At 51.8% G+C, this 17,584-nt stretch carries 23 protein-coding genes; 20 read left to right on the forward strand and 3 right to left on the reverse strand.

From position 1 onward, the window contains the following. Positions 1–13 precede the first annotated feature (13 nt). The 15 genes from Hfont_RS02620 (at position 14) to tatC (ending at position 10,511) form a co-directional block, all read left to right on the forward strand. Positions 14–250, forward strand: coding sequence for a BolA family protein (locus Hfont_RS02620; protein WP_112990670.1), 237 nt, complete (start codon positions 14–16; stop codon positions 248–250). A 58-nt stretch (positions 251–308) separates the two neighbouring features. Continuing rightward, positions 309–1,559, forward strand: coding sequence for a UDP-N-acetylglucosamine 1-carboxyvinyltransferase (gene murA / locus Hfont_RS02625; RefSeq protein ID WP_112990671.1), 1,251 nt, complete (start codon positions 309–311; stop codon positions 1,557–1,559). After that, complete coding sequence (gene hisG / locus Hfont_RS02630; protein ID WP_112990672.1) at positions 1,559–2,236, forward strand: ATP phosphoribosyltransferase; 678 nt, start codon at positions 1,559–1,561, stop codon at positions 2,234–2,236. Before murA ends, hisG begins: the two co-directional genes overlap by 1 nt. A 61-nt stretch (positions 2,237–2,297) precedes the next feature. Next, positions 2,298–3,614: a histidinol dehydrogenase gene (gene hisD / locus Hfont_RS02635; RefSeq protein WP_112990673.1), complete on the forward strand. Its 1,317-nt coding sequence runs from the start codon at positions 2,298–2,300 to the stop codon at positions 3,612–3,614. A 19-nt stretch (positions 3,615–3,633) separates the two neighbouring features. Beyond that, positions 3,634–4,452, forward strand: coding sequence for a DNA-methyltransferase (locus tag Hfont_RS02640; RefSeq protein WP_112990674.1), 819 nt, complete (start codon positions 3,634–3,636; stop codon positions 4,450–4,452). Between the two features lie 256 nt (positions 4,453–4,708). Next, positions 4,709–5,305: an imidazoleglycerol-phosphate dehydratase HisB gene (gene hisB, locus Hfont_RS02650; RefSeq protein WP_112990676.1), complete on the forward strand. Its 597-nt coding sequence runs from the start codon at positions 4,709–4,711 to the stop codon at positions 5,303–5,305. A 48-nt stretch (positions 5,306–5,353) separates the two neighbouring features. Then, positions 5,354–5,992, forward strand: a complete 639-nt coding sequence (gene hisH, locus Hfont_RS02655) for an imidazole glycerol phosphate synthase subunit HisH (protein ID WP_112990677.1) — start codon at positions 5,354–5,356, stop codon at positions 5,990–5,992. Between the two features lie 49 nt (positions 5,993–6,041). Continuing rightward, entirely contained in the window at positions 6,042–6,827 is a 786-nt protein-coding gene (gene hisA, locus Hfont_RS02660) for a 1-(5-phosphoribosyl)-5-[(5-phosphoribosylamino)methylideneamino]imidazole-4-carboxamide isomerase (protein WP_112990678.1), read from the forward strand. Then, the gene (gene hisF / locus Hfont_RS02665; protein ID WP_112990679.1) at positions 6,824–7,588 is read left to right on the forward strand and encodes an imidazole glycerol phosphate synthase subunit HisF; all 765 of its coding nucleotides are present in this window, start codon (positions 6,824–6,826) and stop codon (positions 7,586–7,588) included. The genes hisA and hisF overlap by 4 nt, the downstream gene beginning before the upstream one ends. Continuing rightward, positions 7,585–7,989 (forward strand): phosphoribosyl-AMP cyclohydrolase, encoded by a 405-nt coding sequence (gene hisI, locus Hfont_RS02670; protein ID WP_112990680.1) that lies wholly within the window; start codon positions 7,585–7,587, stop codon positions 7,987–7,989. The genes hisF and hisI overlap by 4 nt, the downstream gene beginning before the upstream one ends. Before the next feature lie 40 nt (positions 7,990–8,029). Then, the gene (locus Hfont_RS02675) at positions 8,030–8,371 is read left to right on the forward strand and encodes a phosphoribosyl-ATP diphosphatase (protein ID WP_112990681.1); all 342 of its coding nucleotides are present in this window, start codon (positions 8,030–8,032) and stop codon (positions 8,369–8,371) included. A 53-nt stretch (positions 8,372–8,424) separates the two neighbouring features. After that, positions 8,425–8,799, forward strand: coding sequence for a histidine triad nucleotide-binding protein (locus Hfont_RS02680; RefSeq protein WP_112990682.1), 375 nt, complete (start codon positions 8,425–8,427; stop codon positions 8,797–8,799). A gap of 47 nt (positions 8,800–8,846) precedes the next feature. Beyond that, positions 8,847–9,077, forward strand: a complete 231-nt coding sequence (tatA, locus tag Hfont_RS02685; protein WP_011872424.1) for a Sec-independent protein translocase subunit TatA — start codon at positions 8,847–8,849, stop codon at positions 9,075–9,077. Between the two features lie 70 nt (positions 9,078–9,147). Beyond that, entirely contained in the window at positions 9,148–9,648 is a 501-nt protein-coding gene (gene tatB, locus Hfont_RS02690; RefSeq protein WP_112990683.1) for a Sec-independent protein translocase protein TatB, read from the forward strand. A 116-nt stretch (positions 9,649–9,764) separates the two neighbouring features. Beyond that, a complete protein-coding gene (gene tatC / locus Hfont_RS02695; RefSeq protein ID WP_112990684.1) occupies positions 9,765–10,511 on the forward strand; it encodes a twin-arginine translocase subunit TatC in 747 nt (248 codons plus the stop codon). A 3-nt stretch (positions 10,512–10,514) separates the two neighbouring features. On the opposite strand, the gene Hfont_RS02700 is transcribed toward tatC, so the two are convergent. Further along, on the reverse strand, positions 10,515–11,177 hold the full coding sequence (locus tag Hfont_RS02700; RefSeq protein ID WP_112990685.1) for a DUF2461 domain-containing protein: 663 nt from the start codon (positions 11,175–11,177) through the stop codon (positions 10,515–10,517). 25 nt (positions 11,178–11,202) lie between these two features. Then, the gene (locus Hfont_RS02705) at positions 11,203–12,378 is read right to left on the reverse strand and encodes a Do family serine endopeptidase (protein ID WP_112990686.1); all 1,176 of its coding nucleotides are present in this window, start codon (positions 12,376–12,378) and stop codon (positions 11,203–11,205) included. Positions 12,379–12,391: 13 nt separating this feature from the next. Here Hfont_RS02705 and Hfont_RS02710 point away from each other — a divergent pair, with 13 nt between their 5' ends. Both Hfont_RS02710 and Hfont_RS02715 read left to right on the forward strand, forming a co-directional pair. After that, positions 12,392–13,159, forward strand: coding sequence for a Nif3-like dinuclear metal center hexameric protein (locus tag Hfont_RS02710; protein ID WP_112990687.1), 768 nt, complete (start codon positions 12,392–12,394; stop codon positions 13,157–13,159). A gap of 138 nt (positions 13,160–13,297) precedes the next feature. Further along, positions 13,298–14,026 carry a response regulator gene (locus tag Hfont_RS02715; protein ID WP_112990688.1) on the forward strand — a complete coding sequence of 243 codons (729 nt, stop codon included), beginning with the start codon at positions 13,298–13,300 and terminating at the stop codon, positions 14,024–14,026. A 49-nt stretch (positions 14,027–14,075) separates the two neighbouring features. Here Hfont_RS02715 and mscL read toward each other — a convergent pair whose 3' ends face one another. After that, positions 14,076–14,486, reverse strand: coding sequence for a large conductance mechanosensitive channel protein MscL (mscL, locus tag Hfont_RS02720; protein ID WP_112990689.1), 411 nt, complete (start codon positions 14,484–14,486; stop codon positions 14,076–14,078). 274 nt (positions 14,487–14,760) lie between these two features. Between mscL and petA the strand changes: the two genes are divergently transcribed. From petA to Hfont_RS02735, 3 genes are read left to right on the forward strand one after another with little or no spacing between them, the layout of a single operon-like run. Further along, positions 14,761–15,369, forward strand: coding sequence for a ubiquinol-cytochrome c reductase iron-sulfur subunit (gene petA, locus Hfont_RS02725; protein WP_112990690.1), 609 nt, complete (start codon positions 14,761–14,763; stop codon positions 15,367–15,369). After that, complete coding sequence (locus Hfont_RS02730) at positions 15,369–16,775, forward strand: cytochrome b (protein ID WP_181666430.1); 1,407 nt, start codon at positions 15,369–15,371, stop codon at positions 16,773–16,775. Before petA ends, Hfont_RS02730 begins: the two co-directional genes overlap by 1 nt. A 22-nt stretch (positions 16,776–16,797) precedes the next feature. Continuing rightward, positions 16,798–17,562, forward strand: coding sequence for a cytochrome c1 (locus Hfont_RS02735; protein WP_112990692.1), 765 nt, complete (start codon positions 16,798–16,800; stop codon positions 17,560–17,562). The last annotated feature ends 22 nt before the right edge of the window (positions 17,563–17,584 follow it).

Below are 17,584 nucleotides of genomic sequence, written 5' to 3' on the forward strand. Positions count from 1 at the left end.
AAAAGGCAAAATCATGTTGCCCACACCAGAATTAGTTAAAAGTTATATTGCTGCAGGCATGGATTGCACGCATGTTGAAGTAAGCGGCGATGGCGCGCACTTCGAGGCAGTGATCGTGTCGAATGCATTTGCAGGCAAGCGTTTGATCCAGCGTCATCAATTGGTCTACGCCGCACTCGGCGATCGCATGCGTGAAGAGATTCACGCCTTGTCGATGAAGACGTTAACGCCGGAAGAATTCCAGAAGTAATGCGCTTGCAGAATTCATGCGCTATACATAAACCAACTCATTAATGGACAAGCTTTAAATGGATAAGCTTTTGATTCAAGGCGGTCACCGTCTTTCCGGCGACATTGCTATTTCCGGTGCGAAGAATGCCGCCTTGCCTATCCTGTGCGCAGGCCTGTTGACCGCCGATTCTATTCAGCTGAGCAATGTGCCGCTGTTGCAGGACGTGACGACGATCTTGAAATTGTTGCGTCAAATGGGTTTGCAGGTCGAGCAGGATGGCGAGAACGTCACCTTGAATGGCAGCGCCATCGACAAGCTGGAAGCTCCGTATGAAATGGTGAAAACCATGCGCGCAGCCATCCTCGTGCTGGGTCCATTGCTGGCGCGTTTCGGCGAAGCGAAGGTATCTTTGCCTGGCGGTTGCGCGATTGGTTCGCGTCCAGTTGATCAGCACATCAAGGGTTTGCAGGCGATGGGTGCCGAGATCACGATAGAGGCCGGTTACATTCATGCGAAAGCAAAGCGCCTGAAAGGCGCGCGTATCGTCACCGACATGATTACCGTCACCGGTACCGAGAATTTGTTGATGGCTGCAGTGCTGGCGGATGGCGAGACGATACTGGAAAACGCTGCGCGCGAACCGGAAGTCACCGATCTTGCGAATCTGCTGGTCGCGATGGGCGCACAAATCGCCGGCATCGGTACAGATCGTTTAGTGATTCAAGGTGTAGAGCGTTTGCATGGCGCCTCGCATGCAGTGATTCCGGATCGGATTGAAACGGCGACCTTCCTGTGTGCAGTAGCAGCGGTGGGCGGCGACGTCACCTTGCACAAAGCACGGACCGACACGCTGGACGTTGCATTCGATAAATTGCGTGAAGCCGGCGCGATTCTGACTGCAGGCGACGATTGGATACGCGTGCAAATGTCGTCGCGCCCTAAAGCTGTGAGTTTCCGTACGACTGAATATCCTGGCTTCCCAACCGATATGCAGGCGCAATTCATGGCGATGAACTGTATCGCCGAAGGCAGCAGCCGCGTGATCGAAACGATATTCGAAAATCGCTTCATGCATGTACAGGAAATGAATCGCCTCGGCGCAGCCATTACGATCGAAGGCCACACTGCGATTGTCAACGGCGTTGATAAATTGGTTGGCGCACCTGTGATGGCCACTGATTTGCGCGCGTCAGCTTCGCTGGTGATTGCCGCACTGGCAGCTGAAGGCGAAACCTTGATCGATCGCATTTATCATCTGGATCGCGGTTACGATCGGATGGAAGTCAAACTGTCCGCAGTCGGTGCACACATTCAGCGAGTGAAATAATGACGCAATCAGATGCACAAAATAATCCACAACAACTGACGCTGGCCTTGTCGAAAGGCCGCATCTTTGAAGAAACCTTGCCGCTGCTGGAAGCTGCCGGTATCAAGGTAACGGAAGATCCGGAAACTTCGCGCAAACTGATTTTGCAAACCAACGATGTGAATGTGCGCGTGATCATTGTGCGCGCATCCGACGTGCCGACCTATGTGCAATACGGTGCTGCCGATTTCGGCGTAGCCGGCAAGGATGTCTTGCTTGAGCATGGCGGTGAAGGTTTGTACCAGCCTATCGATTTGAATATCGCCAAATGCCGTATGTCGGTCGCGGTAAAAGACGGTTTCGATTACGCCAGTGCCGTGCGCCAGGGTGCGCGTCTGCGTGTCGTGACCAAATATGTGCAGACCGCGCGTGAGCATTTCGCGGCGAAAGGCGTGCACGTAGATTTGATCAAGCTGTATGGTTCGATGGAGCTGGGTCCTTTGGTCGGTCTGGCTGACGCGATTGTTGATCTGGTCAGCACCGGCAGCACCTTGCGCGCGAACCATCTGGTTGAAGTCGAACACATCATGGAAATTTCATCGCGTCTGGTTGTGAATCAGGCCGCACTGAAATTAAAAGGTGAACGCTTGCGACCAATACTTGAAGCATTTGAAAAGGCGTCGAAACGCCAGTCTTGAAATAATGAGCGCTTAATTCAATATGAGTACTCATGTCTACATGACTTGATAGAGAAAAAAGATGGCCATACAAATCCGAAAATTTGATTCCACTGATCCCGACTTCAAGGCGCAACTCGCCGATGTGTTGGCATTCGAGGCGAGCGAAGACGAAGCGATCGATCGCGGCGTCATGCTGATTCTGGATCATGTAAAACGCGAGGGCGATGCCGCGGTATTGCAATACACCAAGCAGTTCGATCATGTAGACGCTGCGGATATGGCTGCGCTGGAAATTACACAGGCCGAGTTGCAAGCGGCGCTGGATAACTTGTCGCCGACACGTCGTGCCGCATTGCAGACTGCGGCAGATCGCGTGCGCATTTATCACGAACGTCAAAAGGCTGAAATCGGCTCCAGCGGTTTTAGCTATACCGAAGCTGATGGCACAGTGCTGGGACAAAAAGTCACGCCACTGGATCGCGTGGGTATTTATGTGCCTGGCGGTAAAGCTGCGTATCCGTCATCGGTATTGATGAATGCGATCCCTGCCAAAGTAGCGGGCGTGCAAGAAGTGATTATGGTGGTGCCGACACCGAACGGCGTAAAGAATGAATTGGTATTGGCTGCCGCCGCAATGTCTGGCGTTGATCGTGTCTTCACGATAGGTGGCGCGCAAGCTGTCGGTGCGCTCGCTTACGGTACTGCGACGATTCCGCAGGTCGATAAAATCGTTGGTCCTGGCAATGCATATGTCGCAGCAGCCAAGCGCCGCGTGTTCGGTACAGTCGGCATCGACATGATCGCCGGACCGTCGGAAATTCTCGTCGTGTGTGATGGCTCCACCGATCCGGACTGGATCGCGATGGATCTGTTTTCGCAAGCCGAGCACGATGAGTTGGCGCAATCGATTTTGATTTGCCCCGATGCGGCTTACCTCGATGCGGTTGCCGCAAGCATCAATCGCCAATTGGCTGATATGCCGCGCAAGGATGTGATCACGACTTCGCTGACCAATCGCGGCGCGATGATCAAGGTGCGTGATATGGATGAGGCGTGCGAGATCGCTAATTCTATCGCCGCTGAACATCTGGAAATTTCCACCGAAAATCCACAACAGTGGGCGGACAAGATACGCCATGCAGGCGCCATGTTCCTCGGTCGTTTCTCTTCCGAATCGCTGGGCGATTATTGTGCAGGTCCAAACCACGTTTTGCCGACATCGCGCACGGCGCGCTTCTCGTCGCCACTCGGCGTCTACGATTTTCAGAAGCGCTCCAGCATGTTGCAGGTAAGTGAAGGTGGCGCGCAGACCTTGGGTAAGGTCGCAGCAGAACTTGCTTACGGCGAAGGCTTGCAGGCACATGCGCGTTCGGCAGAATATCGGCTGAAAAAATGACGTGCTTCCAGGTTCGGCAATGACAGACTGGCGCGATCGCATTTTTTGCGAAGATGCGCTGGCTGGTCTGGCGCGTATCCCGGATGCCGCCGTCGATTTGATCATCGCCGATCCGCCTTACGGCTTGGGCAAGGATTACGGCAACGATTCCGACAAGATGGATGCCGATGCTTATCTGGAATGGATGGAGCAGTGGGTGGATGCGGCTTTACCCAAGCTCAAGGCGAACGGCAGCCTGTATATTTTCCTGACCTGGCGTTATTCGCCGGAAGTATTTGTCATGCTGAAGAAGCGCATGACGATGGTGAATGAAATTATCTGGGACCGACGTGTGCCATCCATGGGCGGTAGTACGCGCCGGTTTTCATCGGTGCACGACACGGTAGGCTTCTTCGCCAAGGCCAAGGATTATTACTTCGATCTGGACGCGATACGCATTCCTTATGATGCAGTAACCAAGAAGGCGCGCTCGCGTTCGATTTTTGTCGGTGCCAAATGGCTGGAGCTGGGCTATAACCCGAAAGATGTGTGGAGCGTATCGCGTCTGCATAGGGAACATAAGGAACGCGCTGATCATCCAACTCAAAAGCCGCTGGAAATTATCGAACGCATGCTGAAGGCATCGTGTCCGCCGGATGGCGTAGTACTCGATCCCTTCATGGGTAGCGGAACAACGGCGGTAGCCGCCAAACGTTGCGGTCGCCATTTTGTCGGCTTTGAACTGAATACTGAATATTGCGAATTGATAGCACAGCGACTGGCCGCACTTGATGTAAACGATGTCGAAGCGGCTACAGTCCTCGTAGATCAAGTCAAATCGGTTCCGGAAGAGATTTAACAAGCTTGTTTAGCTGATACACAAATCGTGTCGAAATATGCTGCGTCAACCGTTTCAAAAGTTGTTATGTCACTCTCAAATGTAAAAAATGCAGAGATAGGCAGAATCATTGGCCGGAACGCAAAGTGCTTGCTGAAAATGTGGGTAAAATGCAGGTATTGTCAGAAAACGCTTTCGGCTCGCCCTAGCAATATCAGGAAACACCTACTATCTCGACGGTTTTAAACCGCATTCTCATCGTAACGGTCACTCGAATATGTCTACGCCACGCATCGCAGAAATCACCCGTAATACCAACGAAACGCAAATTCGCGTTGCGATCAATATCGACGGTACAGGTAAGCAAAAACTGAATACCGGCGTGCCTTTCCTCGATCACATGCTGGATCAGATCGCGCGTCATGGCTTGATCGATCTGGATATCGAAGCCAAAGGCGATCTGCATATCGATGCGCATCACACGGTGGAAGACGTCGGCATCACGCTCGGCCAGGCTTTCGCGAAGGCGATCGGCGACAAAAAAGGCATCCGTCGTTACGGTCATTCCTACGTGCCGCTGGATGAAGCGCTGTCGCGCGTGGTCATCGATTTTTCAGGCCGTCCAGGACTGGAATTCCACGTGCCATTTACGCGTTCGATGATCGGTACTTTTGACGTCGATCTGACGCATGAATTTTTCCAGGGCTTCGTCAATCACGCGCTGGTATCGCTGCATATCGACAACTTGCGTGGCGAGAACGCCCATCATCAGTGCGAAACCGTATTCAAGGCATTCGGCCGCGCATTGCGCATGGCTGCCGAGCTGGATCCGCGTTCCGTTGGCACGATTCCATCGACCAAAGGCAGCCTGTAAGCTGTCTGTAGCGAAACGTTTCAATTCACTGAAATCTGAACCATCAGCATGAACAAAATAGTTGTAGTGGATTACGGAATGGGCAATTTGCGCTCGGTTGCGCAGGCCTTGCGCCAAGTCGCGCCGGAAGCAGATGTGCGTATTTCCGGCGAGGTTGGCGACATTCGTTCCGCTGACCGGATTGTGTTGCCAGGGCAAGGTGCGATCCCGGATTGTATGCGTTCACTGCAGGAATCCGGTTTGAAAGAAGCGGTGCTGGAAGCGGCCGCCAACAAACCATTATTCGGCGTGTGCGTAGGCGAACAACTGATGTTCGACTGGAGCGAAGAAGGCGATACACCAGGTTTGGGATTGTTCCCGGGTAAGGTCATCAAGTTCCGTTTCGACGGTCAAGTGCAGGAAGATGGTTCGCGCTTCAAAGTCCCGCAAATGGGTTGGAACCGTGTGCATCAATCCTTGTCCCACCCGCTGTGGAACGGGATTGCTGACGACAGCTACTTTTATTTCGTGCATAGTTACTACGCAGTTCCTGCGGAGCGCGCGCATATCGCAGGTGAAACGCCGTATGGCGCACCATTTTGCAGCGCGATCGCTCGCGACAATATTTTTGCAACGCAATTCCACCCGGAAAAAAGCGCAAGCGCCGGTTTGCAACTGTATAAAAACTTTGTTCACTGGAAGCCGTAAGCGTTAATCTGCAACATCCATTTCTTTAACCTAACTATTCAACGCATCCATGCTGCTCATACCTGCCATCGATCTCAAAGACGGTCACTGCGTTCGCCTGAAACAAGGTGATATGGAACAAGCCACCGTATTCTCCGAAGACCCAGCCGATATGGCGCGTCACTGGTTGGAACAAGGTGCGCGTCGCCTGCATCTGGTCGATTTGAACGGCGCTTTCGCCGGCAAGCCTAAGAATGAACCGGCAGTCAAAGCCATCCTGCAAGCGGTTCGTGAATATGCAGAGAAACACGGCATCGAAGAAATCCCGGTTCAGCTTGGTGGCGGGATACGTGATCTGGATACCATCGAGCGTTATCTCGACGATGGTTTGAGTTACATCATCATTGGCACTGCTGCAGTCAAGAATCCTGGCTTTTTGCACGATGCTTGCAGCGCCTTCCCGGGACAGATTATTGTCGGCCTTGATGCCAAAGACGGTAAGGTCGCAACTGACGGCTGGAGCAAATTGTCCGGTCATGAAGTAATCGACCTGGCGAAAAAATTTGAGGACTACGGTTGCGAATCGATCATCTATACCGACATCGGCCGTGACGGCATGATGGGTGGCGTGAACATCGAAGCGACCGTCAAACTGGCGCAGAGCATGACGATCCCGGTGATCGCATCCGGCGGCGTGCACAACATCAAGGATGTGGAATCCTTGTGTGCGGTGCAGGACGAAGGCATTGAAGGCGTGATCTGCGGTCGTTCGATTTACGAAGGCACGCTGGATCTGCGTTCGGCGCAAGACAGAGCTGATGAATTGAGCGGTTTCGAACCGGAAGCAGACGAATGACATTGGCAAAACGCATCATCCCTTGTCTCGACGTCACTGCAGGTCGCGTCGTCAAGGGCGTCAATTTTCTGGAATTGCGCGACGCCGGTGATCCGGTAGAAATCGCCAAGCGCTACGATGATCAGGGTGCGGACGAGATTACCTTTCTCGACATCACTGCGACCTCGGATGGTCGCGATCTGATCCTCGACATCATCGAAGCAGTGGCTTCGCAGGTATTCATTCCATTGACAGTAGGCGGTGGTGTACGCGCAGTGGACGATGTGCGGCGTTTGCTGAATGCGGGTGCCGACAAGGTTGGTATCAACAGTTCGGCGATCAGCAATCCGCAACTGGTGTTCGACGCATCGCAAAAATATGGTTCGCAATGCATAGTCGTCGCGATCGATGCAAAGAAAGCAGCGGATGGTCGCTGGGAAGTTTTCACACATGGCGGTCGCAAGGCTACCGGCCTGGATGCGATCGAATGGGCCAAGAAAATGGAAAGTCTGGGCGCGGGTGAAATCCTGTTGACCAGCATGGATAGAGACGGCACCAAGATCGGTTTTGATCTCGACCTGACGCGTTCGGTATCGGATGCTATCAGCATTCCCGTCATCGCTTCTGGCGGCGTCGGTGGCTTGCAGGATCTGGCCGATGGCGTGAAAATCGGACGTGCAGATGCGGTGTTGGCAGCGAGTATTTTTCATTACGGTCAGCACACAGTGCAGGAAGCCAAGCGCTTCATGTCCGAACAAGGTATTGCTATGAGGTTGGTATGAGCGTCAGCGCAAAATGGTTGAATAAAGTGAAGTGGGATGAACACGGCTTGGTGCCTGTCATCGCGCAGGAAGTCGGGACTAACGATGTGCTGATGTTTGCGTGGATGAATCGCGAAGCGCTGGAAAAAACCATCACCTCCGGCGAAGCAATCTACTGGAGCCGTTCACGCAAGAAGCTGTGGCACAAGGGTGAAGAATCCGGTCACACGCAAAAAGTGCATGAAGTGCGCCTTGACTGCGATGAAGACGTGGTCTTGCTGAAAGTAGAGCAGGTCGGTGCGATTGCTTGCCACACCGGGCGTCACTCCTGCTTCTTCCAGAAATTTGAAGGTGATGTAAAAGAAGGCGACTGGCAAACGGTTGAGCCTGTGCTGAAAGACCCGCAAACTTTTTACAAATAAGATTCTACAAATACAGTTTTACCAATAAGGCAAACTCGTCATGAGTGAAACACTGAAACGATTGGCCGCCGTAATCGAGTCGCGCAAACCTGTGAATGGTGGCGACCCGGAAAAATCGTATGTGGCCAAGCTCTTCGTCAAAGGCGACGACGCGATTTTGAAAAAAATCGGTGAAGAAGCGACAGAGCTTGTCATGGCCGCCAAGGACGCGCGTGTTGATGGCAATAAATCCCAAGTGCTGTATGAATGCGCCGATTTGTGGTTTCATACTGCAGTGTTGCTCGCGCAGTTCGATCTCAAGCCACAAGACGTACTCAACGAACTGGCACGCCGCGAAGGTATTTCCGGTATCGAGGAAAAGGCCAGCCGCAAAGCCGACTGACAAACCTCGTATTTGCATGTGCCTGATTTGATCACAGCCCCACGGAGATTCATTTGGATAATTGTATTTTTTGTAAAATTGCTGCCAAACAAATTCCTGCGCAGATTATTTATGAAGACGACGATTTGCTCGCATTCAACGATATCAATCCGGCCGCGCCTATTCACTTCTTGATCGTTCCCAAAAAACATCTGGCGACATTGGCCGATTGCAACGCAAGCGATACCGCTTTGCTGGGTAAAATATCCCTGCTTGCTCCCAAGTTGGCAAAAGAGCTGGGTTGCGGGTATAGCGTGGATACAAACGGTGCACCGCAAGGTGGTTTTAAAACACTGTTCAATACCGGGCCGGATGGCGGACAAGAGGTGTACCATCTGCATATGCATGTGATTGGTGGGCCGCGTCCTTGGCGTCGTTCACTGGCGTAACGAATAATTTTGAATTCCGGACAGAGACGTCCTTTGAGGAGAAAATAATGGGTTCATTTAGTATCTGGCACTGGTTGATCGTACTGGTTATTGTGGCACTGGTTTTCGGCACCAAAAAAATCGGTAGCATGGGTACCGACGTCGGCAAGGCAGTCAAGGGCTTCAAGGATGGCATGAAGGGTGAAGACGACAAGCCTGCTGCCCAGAATGCTGCGCCGTCGCAAGTTGCAGACAAAGGCACTGTTGACGTCGAAGTGAAAGAGAAGTCGAACAGCTAATATCTTGCGCGTTGCATCATGGCCATCGTCATAATGTTGCGTGCAAATTATTCAGCCTATCGTCCATCCTATGATCGATATTGCCTTCTCCAAACTTGCGATCATTGGTGTTGCGGCACTGGTGTTCATCGGGCCGGAAAAACTGCCTAAAGTAGCGCGCATGGCCGGCACTTTGTTTGGTCGTGCGCAACGCTATATCAACGATGTCAAATCCGAAGTAAGTCGCGAGATGGAGCTGGACGAGCTGCGCAAAATGCACAAGGATGTGCAGGATGCTGCCAGCGATGTCGAGCGCAGCGTCACTCAGAGCATATCAGCGGCCGACAGCGGATTGCATTCTGCCTGGGATGGTTCCGACACAGATATCAATCCCTTGATGGAACCGCCAACCTACGATCAGTCGTCAGATAAGTCGAAGAATTTTCGCAAGAAAAAACTGGCGACGACTTCAGCGGTGCCATCCTGGTACAAGCGTCAAACCGGGCAAAAATCGCGCGTCATTTCCGGCGCGGCGCGCATGGCAAAATTCCGCCCGGCGAGCGCACGCAAGTCGACGCCTTTTTTCCATTGATAAAGCGGTCGCAAGAAGCATGTTTGCATTGCGACTGTTTTTTTATTCTGACCTGATTATTAATTGTTCTCTCCGGCGCTTGCAACGGCTGCAACACACTGAATGAAGAAAAAGACATGATAGGTAACGAAGATTCATTCATTTCGCATTTAGTCGAGTTACGCAGCCGCTTGATGAAAGCGACTGTCGTTGTGATCGCAATCTTTCTTTGCTTGATGCCTTGGGCTGGCGAAATTTACGACTTCCTGGCGCGGCCGATGATGCTGGCATTGCCGGAAGGTAGCAAGATGATCGCGACTGGTGTGATCACGCCTTTCCTGATTCCGGTCAAGGTCACGATGCTGGTGGCCTTCATTATTTCCCTGCCTTGGGTGCTGTATCAGTTGTGGGCATTCATTGCGCCCGGCTTGTATGCACATGAAAAGAAATTGATCGCACCGCTGGTGGTGTCATCGTCGGCCTTGTTCATGATCGGCGTCGCCTTCTGTTATTACTTTGTGTTCGGCGTCATTTTCCACTTCATCAATAACTTTGCGCCTAAGTCGATTTCGGTCGCGCCGGATATCGATAGCTACTTTGGTTTTGTGATGACGATGTTCATTGCCTTTGGCTTGACGTTTGAAGTGCCGGTGATTGTGATCGTGCTGGTGCGCATGGGACTGGTCTCTGTTGAGAAGCTCAAGCAGATTCGTCCTTACGTGATTGTCGGTGCGTTTGTGATTGCAGCTATTGTGACGCCGCCGGATGTGATGAGCCAGTTATTGCTGGCTGTGCCACTGTGCGTGCTTTATGAAATAGGTTTGCTGCTGGCGCCTTTGTTCGTGAAAATTACGCAGGCGCCTAAAGAATCCGAATCGATATAAGCGCTAAGCCTGGCGCAACCAGCTAATCAGTGGGTAGGTATCCTTGAAGTCTGATGCCAGTGTTTTCTCCAGGTCGCTCACTTTCTTGACGTCGATTTCTTTCCATACGATGAAGCTCTTCAACTTGATGTATTCAAGATGCGGCACATCGGCGTCAAAACCTTTGGGCGGACGTGTCAATTTCCCTTCTTGCTGCAAATCGCCGTAAGTCTCTTTCAGCTTCTTGTTTTTCAATAGCTTGGAAAATCCTGCTGCATTGGCGATTACGTGTTCGCGAATGGCGCGCAAGCGCTCAGCCGGCGGCATCCATTCGCCGCCTGCAATCAGCAAGGTGCCGGTCTGATCAATGTGGAAGTAATAAGTCGCACCGCCACCCTGACTGGGCTTCTTCAAGCCGCTGGCATTGATCGCGGCAGAGAAATGCGTCTTGTACGGAATCTTCTCTTTCGAAAAACGCATGTCGCGGTTGATGCGGAATAGCGCCTTTTTGGGATTGCAACCGGCAACTGCGGGATCGAATTTGCTGATATCTGCGATCAAGGCAGTTACCAACTCGAGAAATTCAGCGCGCAAAATATCGTAGCGCGGCTTGTTCATCACAAACCATGCGCGATTATTGTTTTCCGATAGCTCGGCAAGGAATTGTGTGAGGTCGCGAATATGCATGGCGTGCGTTTATCCCGTTGCGTCTTTATTCGGCAGCACGTGGCGGCGCTTTGGGACGCACGCCTATCGTGACGTTCAGCGTGTTTTCCTGATTCCTGCGCAATACGACAATCTTGGCTTTATTGCCAGGCGAAAGTTGAGCGATCTGGTTCAACATGTCGGCCATGTCCGTCACCGCTTTGCCTTCAACCGATACCAGAATATCGCCAGGCTGCATGCCGGCCTTGTCTGCTGGCCCGCCTTTCAGTACGCCGGCAATAATGGCGCCGTTGGTTTTCTTCAAACCAAAACTTTCTGCCAGTTCAGGCGTGATGTCTTGCGGTTCAACACCGATGTAGCCGCGTACCACCTGGCCGTTCTTGATGATTGAATCCATCACCGATTTGACAGTGGTGACCGGGATCGCGAAACCTATGCCAAGCGAGCCACCGCTACGTGAGTAGATCGCGGTATTGATGCCGAGCAGGTTGCCGTTGGCATCGATCAAGGCGCCGCCGGAATTGCCGGGGTTGATGGCGGCATCGGTTTGAATGAAGTTTTCGAACGCGTCCAGTATGCCCAGGTGATTGCGGCCCAGCGCAGAAATGATGCCCATCGTGACCGTTTGGCCAACGCCGAAAGGATTGCCGATGGCAAGCACCGCATCGCCGACACGCGCATCTTCGACGTGACCGAGTGTGATCGCAGGCAGATTGTCGAGATTGATCTTGACGACGGCGAGATCGGTTTCCGGATCAGAGCCGACAACTTTGGCAATGGCCTTGCGGCCATCTGCCAGCGCGACTTCGATTTCATCTGCTGCTTCGACCACATGATTGTTGGTGAGAATGTAACCTTGTGCGCTGACGATGACACCCGAGCCGAGGCTGACTTGCTTTTCCTGTTGATCATCGAAGCGATCGCCGAAAAATTTCCGGAAAAACGGATCGTCCATGAATGGATTTTGCGATGGCGCTGCGGTTTTGCTGGTGAAGATATTAACGACCGATGGCATCGCCAGTTTGGCCGCGTCGCGGAATGAACCTTGAGTCGGTGCAGCATTCGGCGGCGCTTCCAGCATGGGGATCGACGTCGCGCTACGGATTTTTTGTCCGCCGCTGAATACGCCGCCCGCCCACTCAGGCTTCAAGGTCGTTACAATAAACAAAATTGCCAAACCGACAGTTACGGTTTGCGCAAACAACAGCCAGAGACGTCGCATAAAGGTAGGGAAAATGAGTCAGAAAATGATGGATAGAGATGATCTTGCCAAATATTTGGCGGGAACGCTTGATATTACTCGTTTTCGAGATTTTTGCCCAAACGGCTTGCAGGTTGAAGGTCGCAAAGAAATTAAAAAACTGGTCAGCGGCGTCACTGCCAGCCAGGCTTTGCTCGAGGCAGCAATTGAAAACGGTGCCGATGCCATTCTTGTGCATCACGGTTATTTCTGGCGCGGTGAAGATGCGCGCGTGATCGGGCAAAAGCACAGGCGTTTAAAATTATTGTTGGCACACGATGTGAATTTGTTCGCCTACCATTTGCCGCTGGATATGCATGCAGAGTTTGGCAACAATGCACAGCTCGCACGTCGCCTAGGTTTGCAAGCTGAATCGCGTTTTGGTGAAGATGAATTGGGTTGGCTGGGTACAGTGAACGATCCATCGATTACATCAGTAGGGGAGTTGGCGCTGCAAGTCGAGCGCCAATTGGGCAGGAGGCCTTTGGTCATTGGCGATCCCGCACAAAAACTTGGCAAGATAGCTTGGTGCACGGGCGCTGCGCAAAGCTTGCTGGGTGATGCGATCGCTGCCGGCGCCAATGTATATTTAAGTGGCGAAATTTCCGAGCCAACCGTGCATTTGGCACGTGAGAGTGGTGTTGCCTATCTTGCATGTGGCCACCATGCCACCGAGCGTTATGGCGTGCAGGCCTTGGGCGAATATCTGGCGGCACAGTTCGGTATCGTCCATCACTTTATCGACATCGATAATCCTGTGTAATTTATTGATGCGGTTACTGATTCGTCTCATTGCGGTTTGTGCATGACAAATGTGTAAATTGCTATGGTATAACTAGCAATTCAAAAATAGACAGAGCACGCATCGTATGTGCGTCAGAGACAGGGATACCGATCAATCATGTCGCAACCGATAACGGATACGCCGGCTAAGCCCATCACTGTTTTAGTGGTTGAAGACGACGCGGTAACGCGACGCGCATTGTGCCTGGGGATAGAAAAAGAACCTGCTTTCAAACTGCTGGATGCGCTGGATAGCGTGAAGTCGGCATTAAACTGGCTGCTCCATCACCCGGTAGATGTCTTGCTGGTCGATCTGGGTTTGCCAGACGGGTCCGGAATCGACATCATCCGCTTTTGCGCGCAGCGCTATCCAGCGTGCAACATCATGGTCATCACCACATCCAGCGATCAGGATAGCGTGGTCGATAGCATAGAGGCAGGTGCGTCTGGCTATGTATTAAAAGATGCGGGGCAACTTGATATCGGACGTTCGTTGCTGGACTTGCATACCGGCGGCTCGCCTGTCAGTCCAACGATTGCACGCAAGCTCTTGTCACGCATGCGCGCCGACAAGAAAGTGAATGACGCTTTGCTGGAACAAGTTGATTCGGAAGCGGCGGGCTCTCAGATATCCCTGACCAAGCGCGAAGCGACAATTCTTGATCTGATTGCATGTGGCGATAGCTACGGTGATGTCGCCAGACAGTTGGCCTTGTCAGTCGGTACTGTGCAAACGCATATTAAAAATATTTATGAAAAATTGTCTGTGCATTCGCGCGGCGAGGCGGTGTATGAGGCCAATCGTCGCGGTTTGTTGCAGATGGATCAGCTTAAATCCAAGCGTTGATACTGCCGCTCGCATAAATAAAAAGCCGCCAAATCTGGCGGCTTTTTATTTACTTCTTCAGTGAGTCGCGAATTTCGCGCAATAGCAAGATATCTTCCGCTGTTGCCGCTTCTTCTACTGGCTCATCTTTTTTCAATTTGCTCAAAATGCGCACCATCTGGAAAATGATGAATGCCAAAATCAGGAAATTGATCGCAATCGTAATGAAGTTGCCGTATGCGAAAACAGCGCCAAGCTTTTGCGCTTCCACCAAAGGCAGGGTCGGATCCTGATTGTTCAGTGGCAAATAATAATTTGCGAAATCCAGTCCGCCGAAAATTTTGCCGACGATAGGCATGATGATGTCTTTCACCGCCGAATCGACAATTTTGCCGAATGCGCCACCAATGATGACCGCAACTGCCAAATCAACAACGTTGCCTTTTATTGCAAAAGCTTTAAATTCCTGCATCATGCCCATGGCAATTCTCCGGTTATCATGTTTATAAAAGTGCAATGCGCTAACGTATCCTAATTTTCGGCGCTTTAAACGTCAAATTAAATTTCCGCTATTTCCGGCAAATTCGATGGATAATGCGTCGCAAACAAGAAAATAGAACAACAGAATTATTAGAAAAGTTCAGCAAAATTGGCTTTGAGACATCGATTCTCTTCAAAACGGACGTTGCCTTCGATATAATCTAAGGTTGCTAGAAGTTTCGTACAGATTTCGCATTTTGACGATTGGGGTTGGTATGAGTAACGAAAAGCAGGTCGACTCCGGTCGACGTGGCTTGCTCGTCGCTACGTGCGCGGCAGGCGGTGTGGCAGGGTTGGCTGCAACAGGCGTTTTAGTATCTACATTTCAGCCTTCGGAACGTGCGAAAGCTGCCGGTGCACCTGTCGAGTTCGATATCTCGGGCTTGGTGCCGGGTGAGCTCAAGACCGTTGAATGGCGCGGTAAGCCAGTCTGGATCTTGAAGCGTACGCCTGAAATGATCGAATCTCTCAAGCAAACCGATGCGCAAGTTGCGGATCCGAACTCGGAACGCAAGCAAGATGAATTGACGCCGGAATACGCGCGCAATGAATACCGCTCCATCAAACCGGACATTCTGGTTGCAGTCGGTATTTGTACGCATCTGGGTTGTTCTCCTGTGACGCGTTTCCAGACCGGCGCACAACCTTCGCTGCCGGATGACTGGCACGGTGGCTTCTTGTGCCCTTGCCACGGATCGACCTTCGATCTGGCTGGTCGCGTATTCAAAAACAAGCCCGCGCCTGACAATCTCGAAGTACCACGTCACATGTTTGTGGGTGATTCCAAACTGGTCATCGGTAAAGACGAGAAAGGCGAGGCGTAATCATGGCTTTCCACGAAAAACAACTTCCTGCCGATGCGCCTATCGCGGACAAGGCATTGAACTGGGTAGACGCTCGCTTCCCGTTGTCAGCAACATGGAAAGCACATCTCTCCGAGTATTACGCGCCAAAAAACTTCAACTTCCTGTACGTATTCGGTTCGCTGGCATTGTTGGTGCTGGTGATCCAGATCGTGACCGGTATTTTCCTCGTCATGCATTACAAACCGGACGCGAATCTTGCGTTTGCTTCGGTTGAGTACATCATGCGCGATGTGCCTTGGGGCTGGCTGGTGCGTTATATGCACTCGACTGGCGCTTCGGCATTTTTCGTGGTTGTTTATATTCATATGTTGCGCGGCCTGTTGTACGGTTCGTATCGCAAACCGCGTGAACTGGTCTGGCTGTTCGGCGTCGGCATTTTCCTGTGCCTGATGGCTGAGGCGTTCTTTGGTTACCTCCTGCCTTGGGGCCAAATGTCGTATTGGGGCGCACAAGTTATTGTTAACTTGTTCGGTGCGATTCCTTTCATCGGCCCTGATCTGTCCTTGTGGATACGCGGTGATTACGTCGTTTCCGATGCAACCCTGAATCGCTTCTTCGCGTTCCACGTGATCGCTATTCCGCTGGTCTTGATCGGCCTGGTTGTTGCGCACATCGTTGCCTTGCACGAAGTCGGTTCGAGTAATCCGGATGGCGTTGAAATCAAGGAAAAACTGGATGCAAAAGGTATTCCGCTGGACGGCATTCCTTTCCATCCTTATTACTCTGTGCACGATATTTTCATCGTGACGATTTTCCTGTTTGTGTTCACCGCAGTGGTGTTCTTCGCGCCGGAAATGGGTGGTTACTTCCTCGAGTACAACAACTTCGTGCCAGCTGATCCACTGAAAACGCCGCCGCATATTGCCCCGGTCTGGTACTTCACGCCGTTCTATTCGATTCTGCGTGCAGTTACATCAGACTTCATGCTCTGGCTGGCGGCAGGTGTTGCTGCATATGTCGCTCTGATCATCCTGAAAACGCGTCTGGCTAGCAAGTTCAAAGCTGCCGCTGCGGTAATCGGTCTGCTTGTCATCGTAGCGATGTTTGTTACCGATGCGAAATTCTGGGGCGTTGTACTGATGGGCGTATCGGTCATGATCATGTTCGGTCTGCCATGGTTCGACATATCCCCGGTCAAGTCGATACGCTATCGCCCTGACTGGCACAAATATGTATATATCGTTTTTTGCATCACGTTCCTCGTTCTCGGTTATCTAGGCGTGAAAGCTCCTACCCCTATCGGCACTGCAGTTTCGCAGATCGGTACCTTCATCTACTTCGGCTTCTTCCTGTTGATGCCTTGGTGGAGTGCGATGGGAACATTCAAGCCTGTGCCGGATCGCGTCGTTTTCCATCCGCACTAAGCCGCAAAGGGATAAAAGAATCATGAACTTGATGAAAAAACTGATTGCGACGCTAGTACTTTTGCCGGGCTTGGTATTGGCTTCGGAAGGTGGGTTTCCACTGGATAAAGCGCCTGACCACACCAAAGACTTGGCGGCCATGCAGAATGGCGCCAAACTTTTTGTGAACTACTGCCTGAACTGCCATTCTGCATCGGCTTTGCGTTACAACAAGTTGCAAGATCTGGGTCTGACCGAAGAGCAAATCAAGAATAATCTGCTGTTCACGTCGGACAAGGTCGGCAACATGATGACCATTGCGATGGCGCCGAAAGATGCGAAGGAATGGTTTGGCGCAGCGCCACCGGATTTGTCGGTGATCGCCCGTGCCAAGGCATCCAGTGCAGGGCCTGGACCGGACTGGCTCTACACTTATCTGCGTACCTACTACAAGGACGATACGCGCGCGACTGGCTGGAATAACTTGACTTACCCTAACGTGGCGATGCCGCACGTATTATGGGAGCTGCAGGGTATACGCGAAGCCAAGTTCGTCGAAGAAAAAGATCCGCATGATGCAAGCAAGGTGATCCATAAATTTGCCGGTTTCGAGCAAGTTACACCTGGCAAGCTGACTGCACTTGAATACGATAAATCAGTCGCTGATCTGGTGTCTTTCATGACCTGGATGGCTGAACCTGCACAAGATACCCGCAAACGCCTGGGCGTTTGGGTATTGATGTTCCTGGGTGTATTTATCGTAATCACCTGGCGCTTGAACGCTTCCTACTGGAAAGATATCAAGTAATTTGTTGCCCGTAATCTGCGGG

It is taken from the genome of Herminiimonas fonticola, assembly GCF_003293745.1.
Classification (GTDB): Bacteria; Pseudomonadota; Gammaproteobacteria; order Burkholderiales; family Burkholderiaceae_D; genus Oxalicibacterium; species Oxalicibacterium fonticola.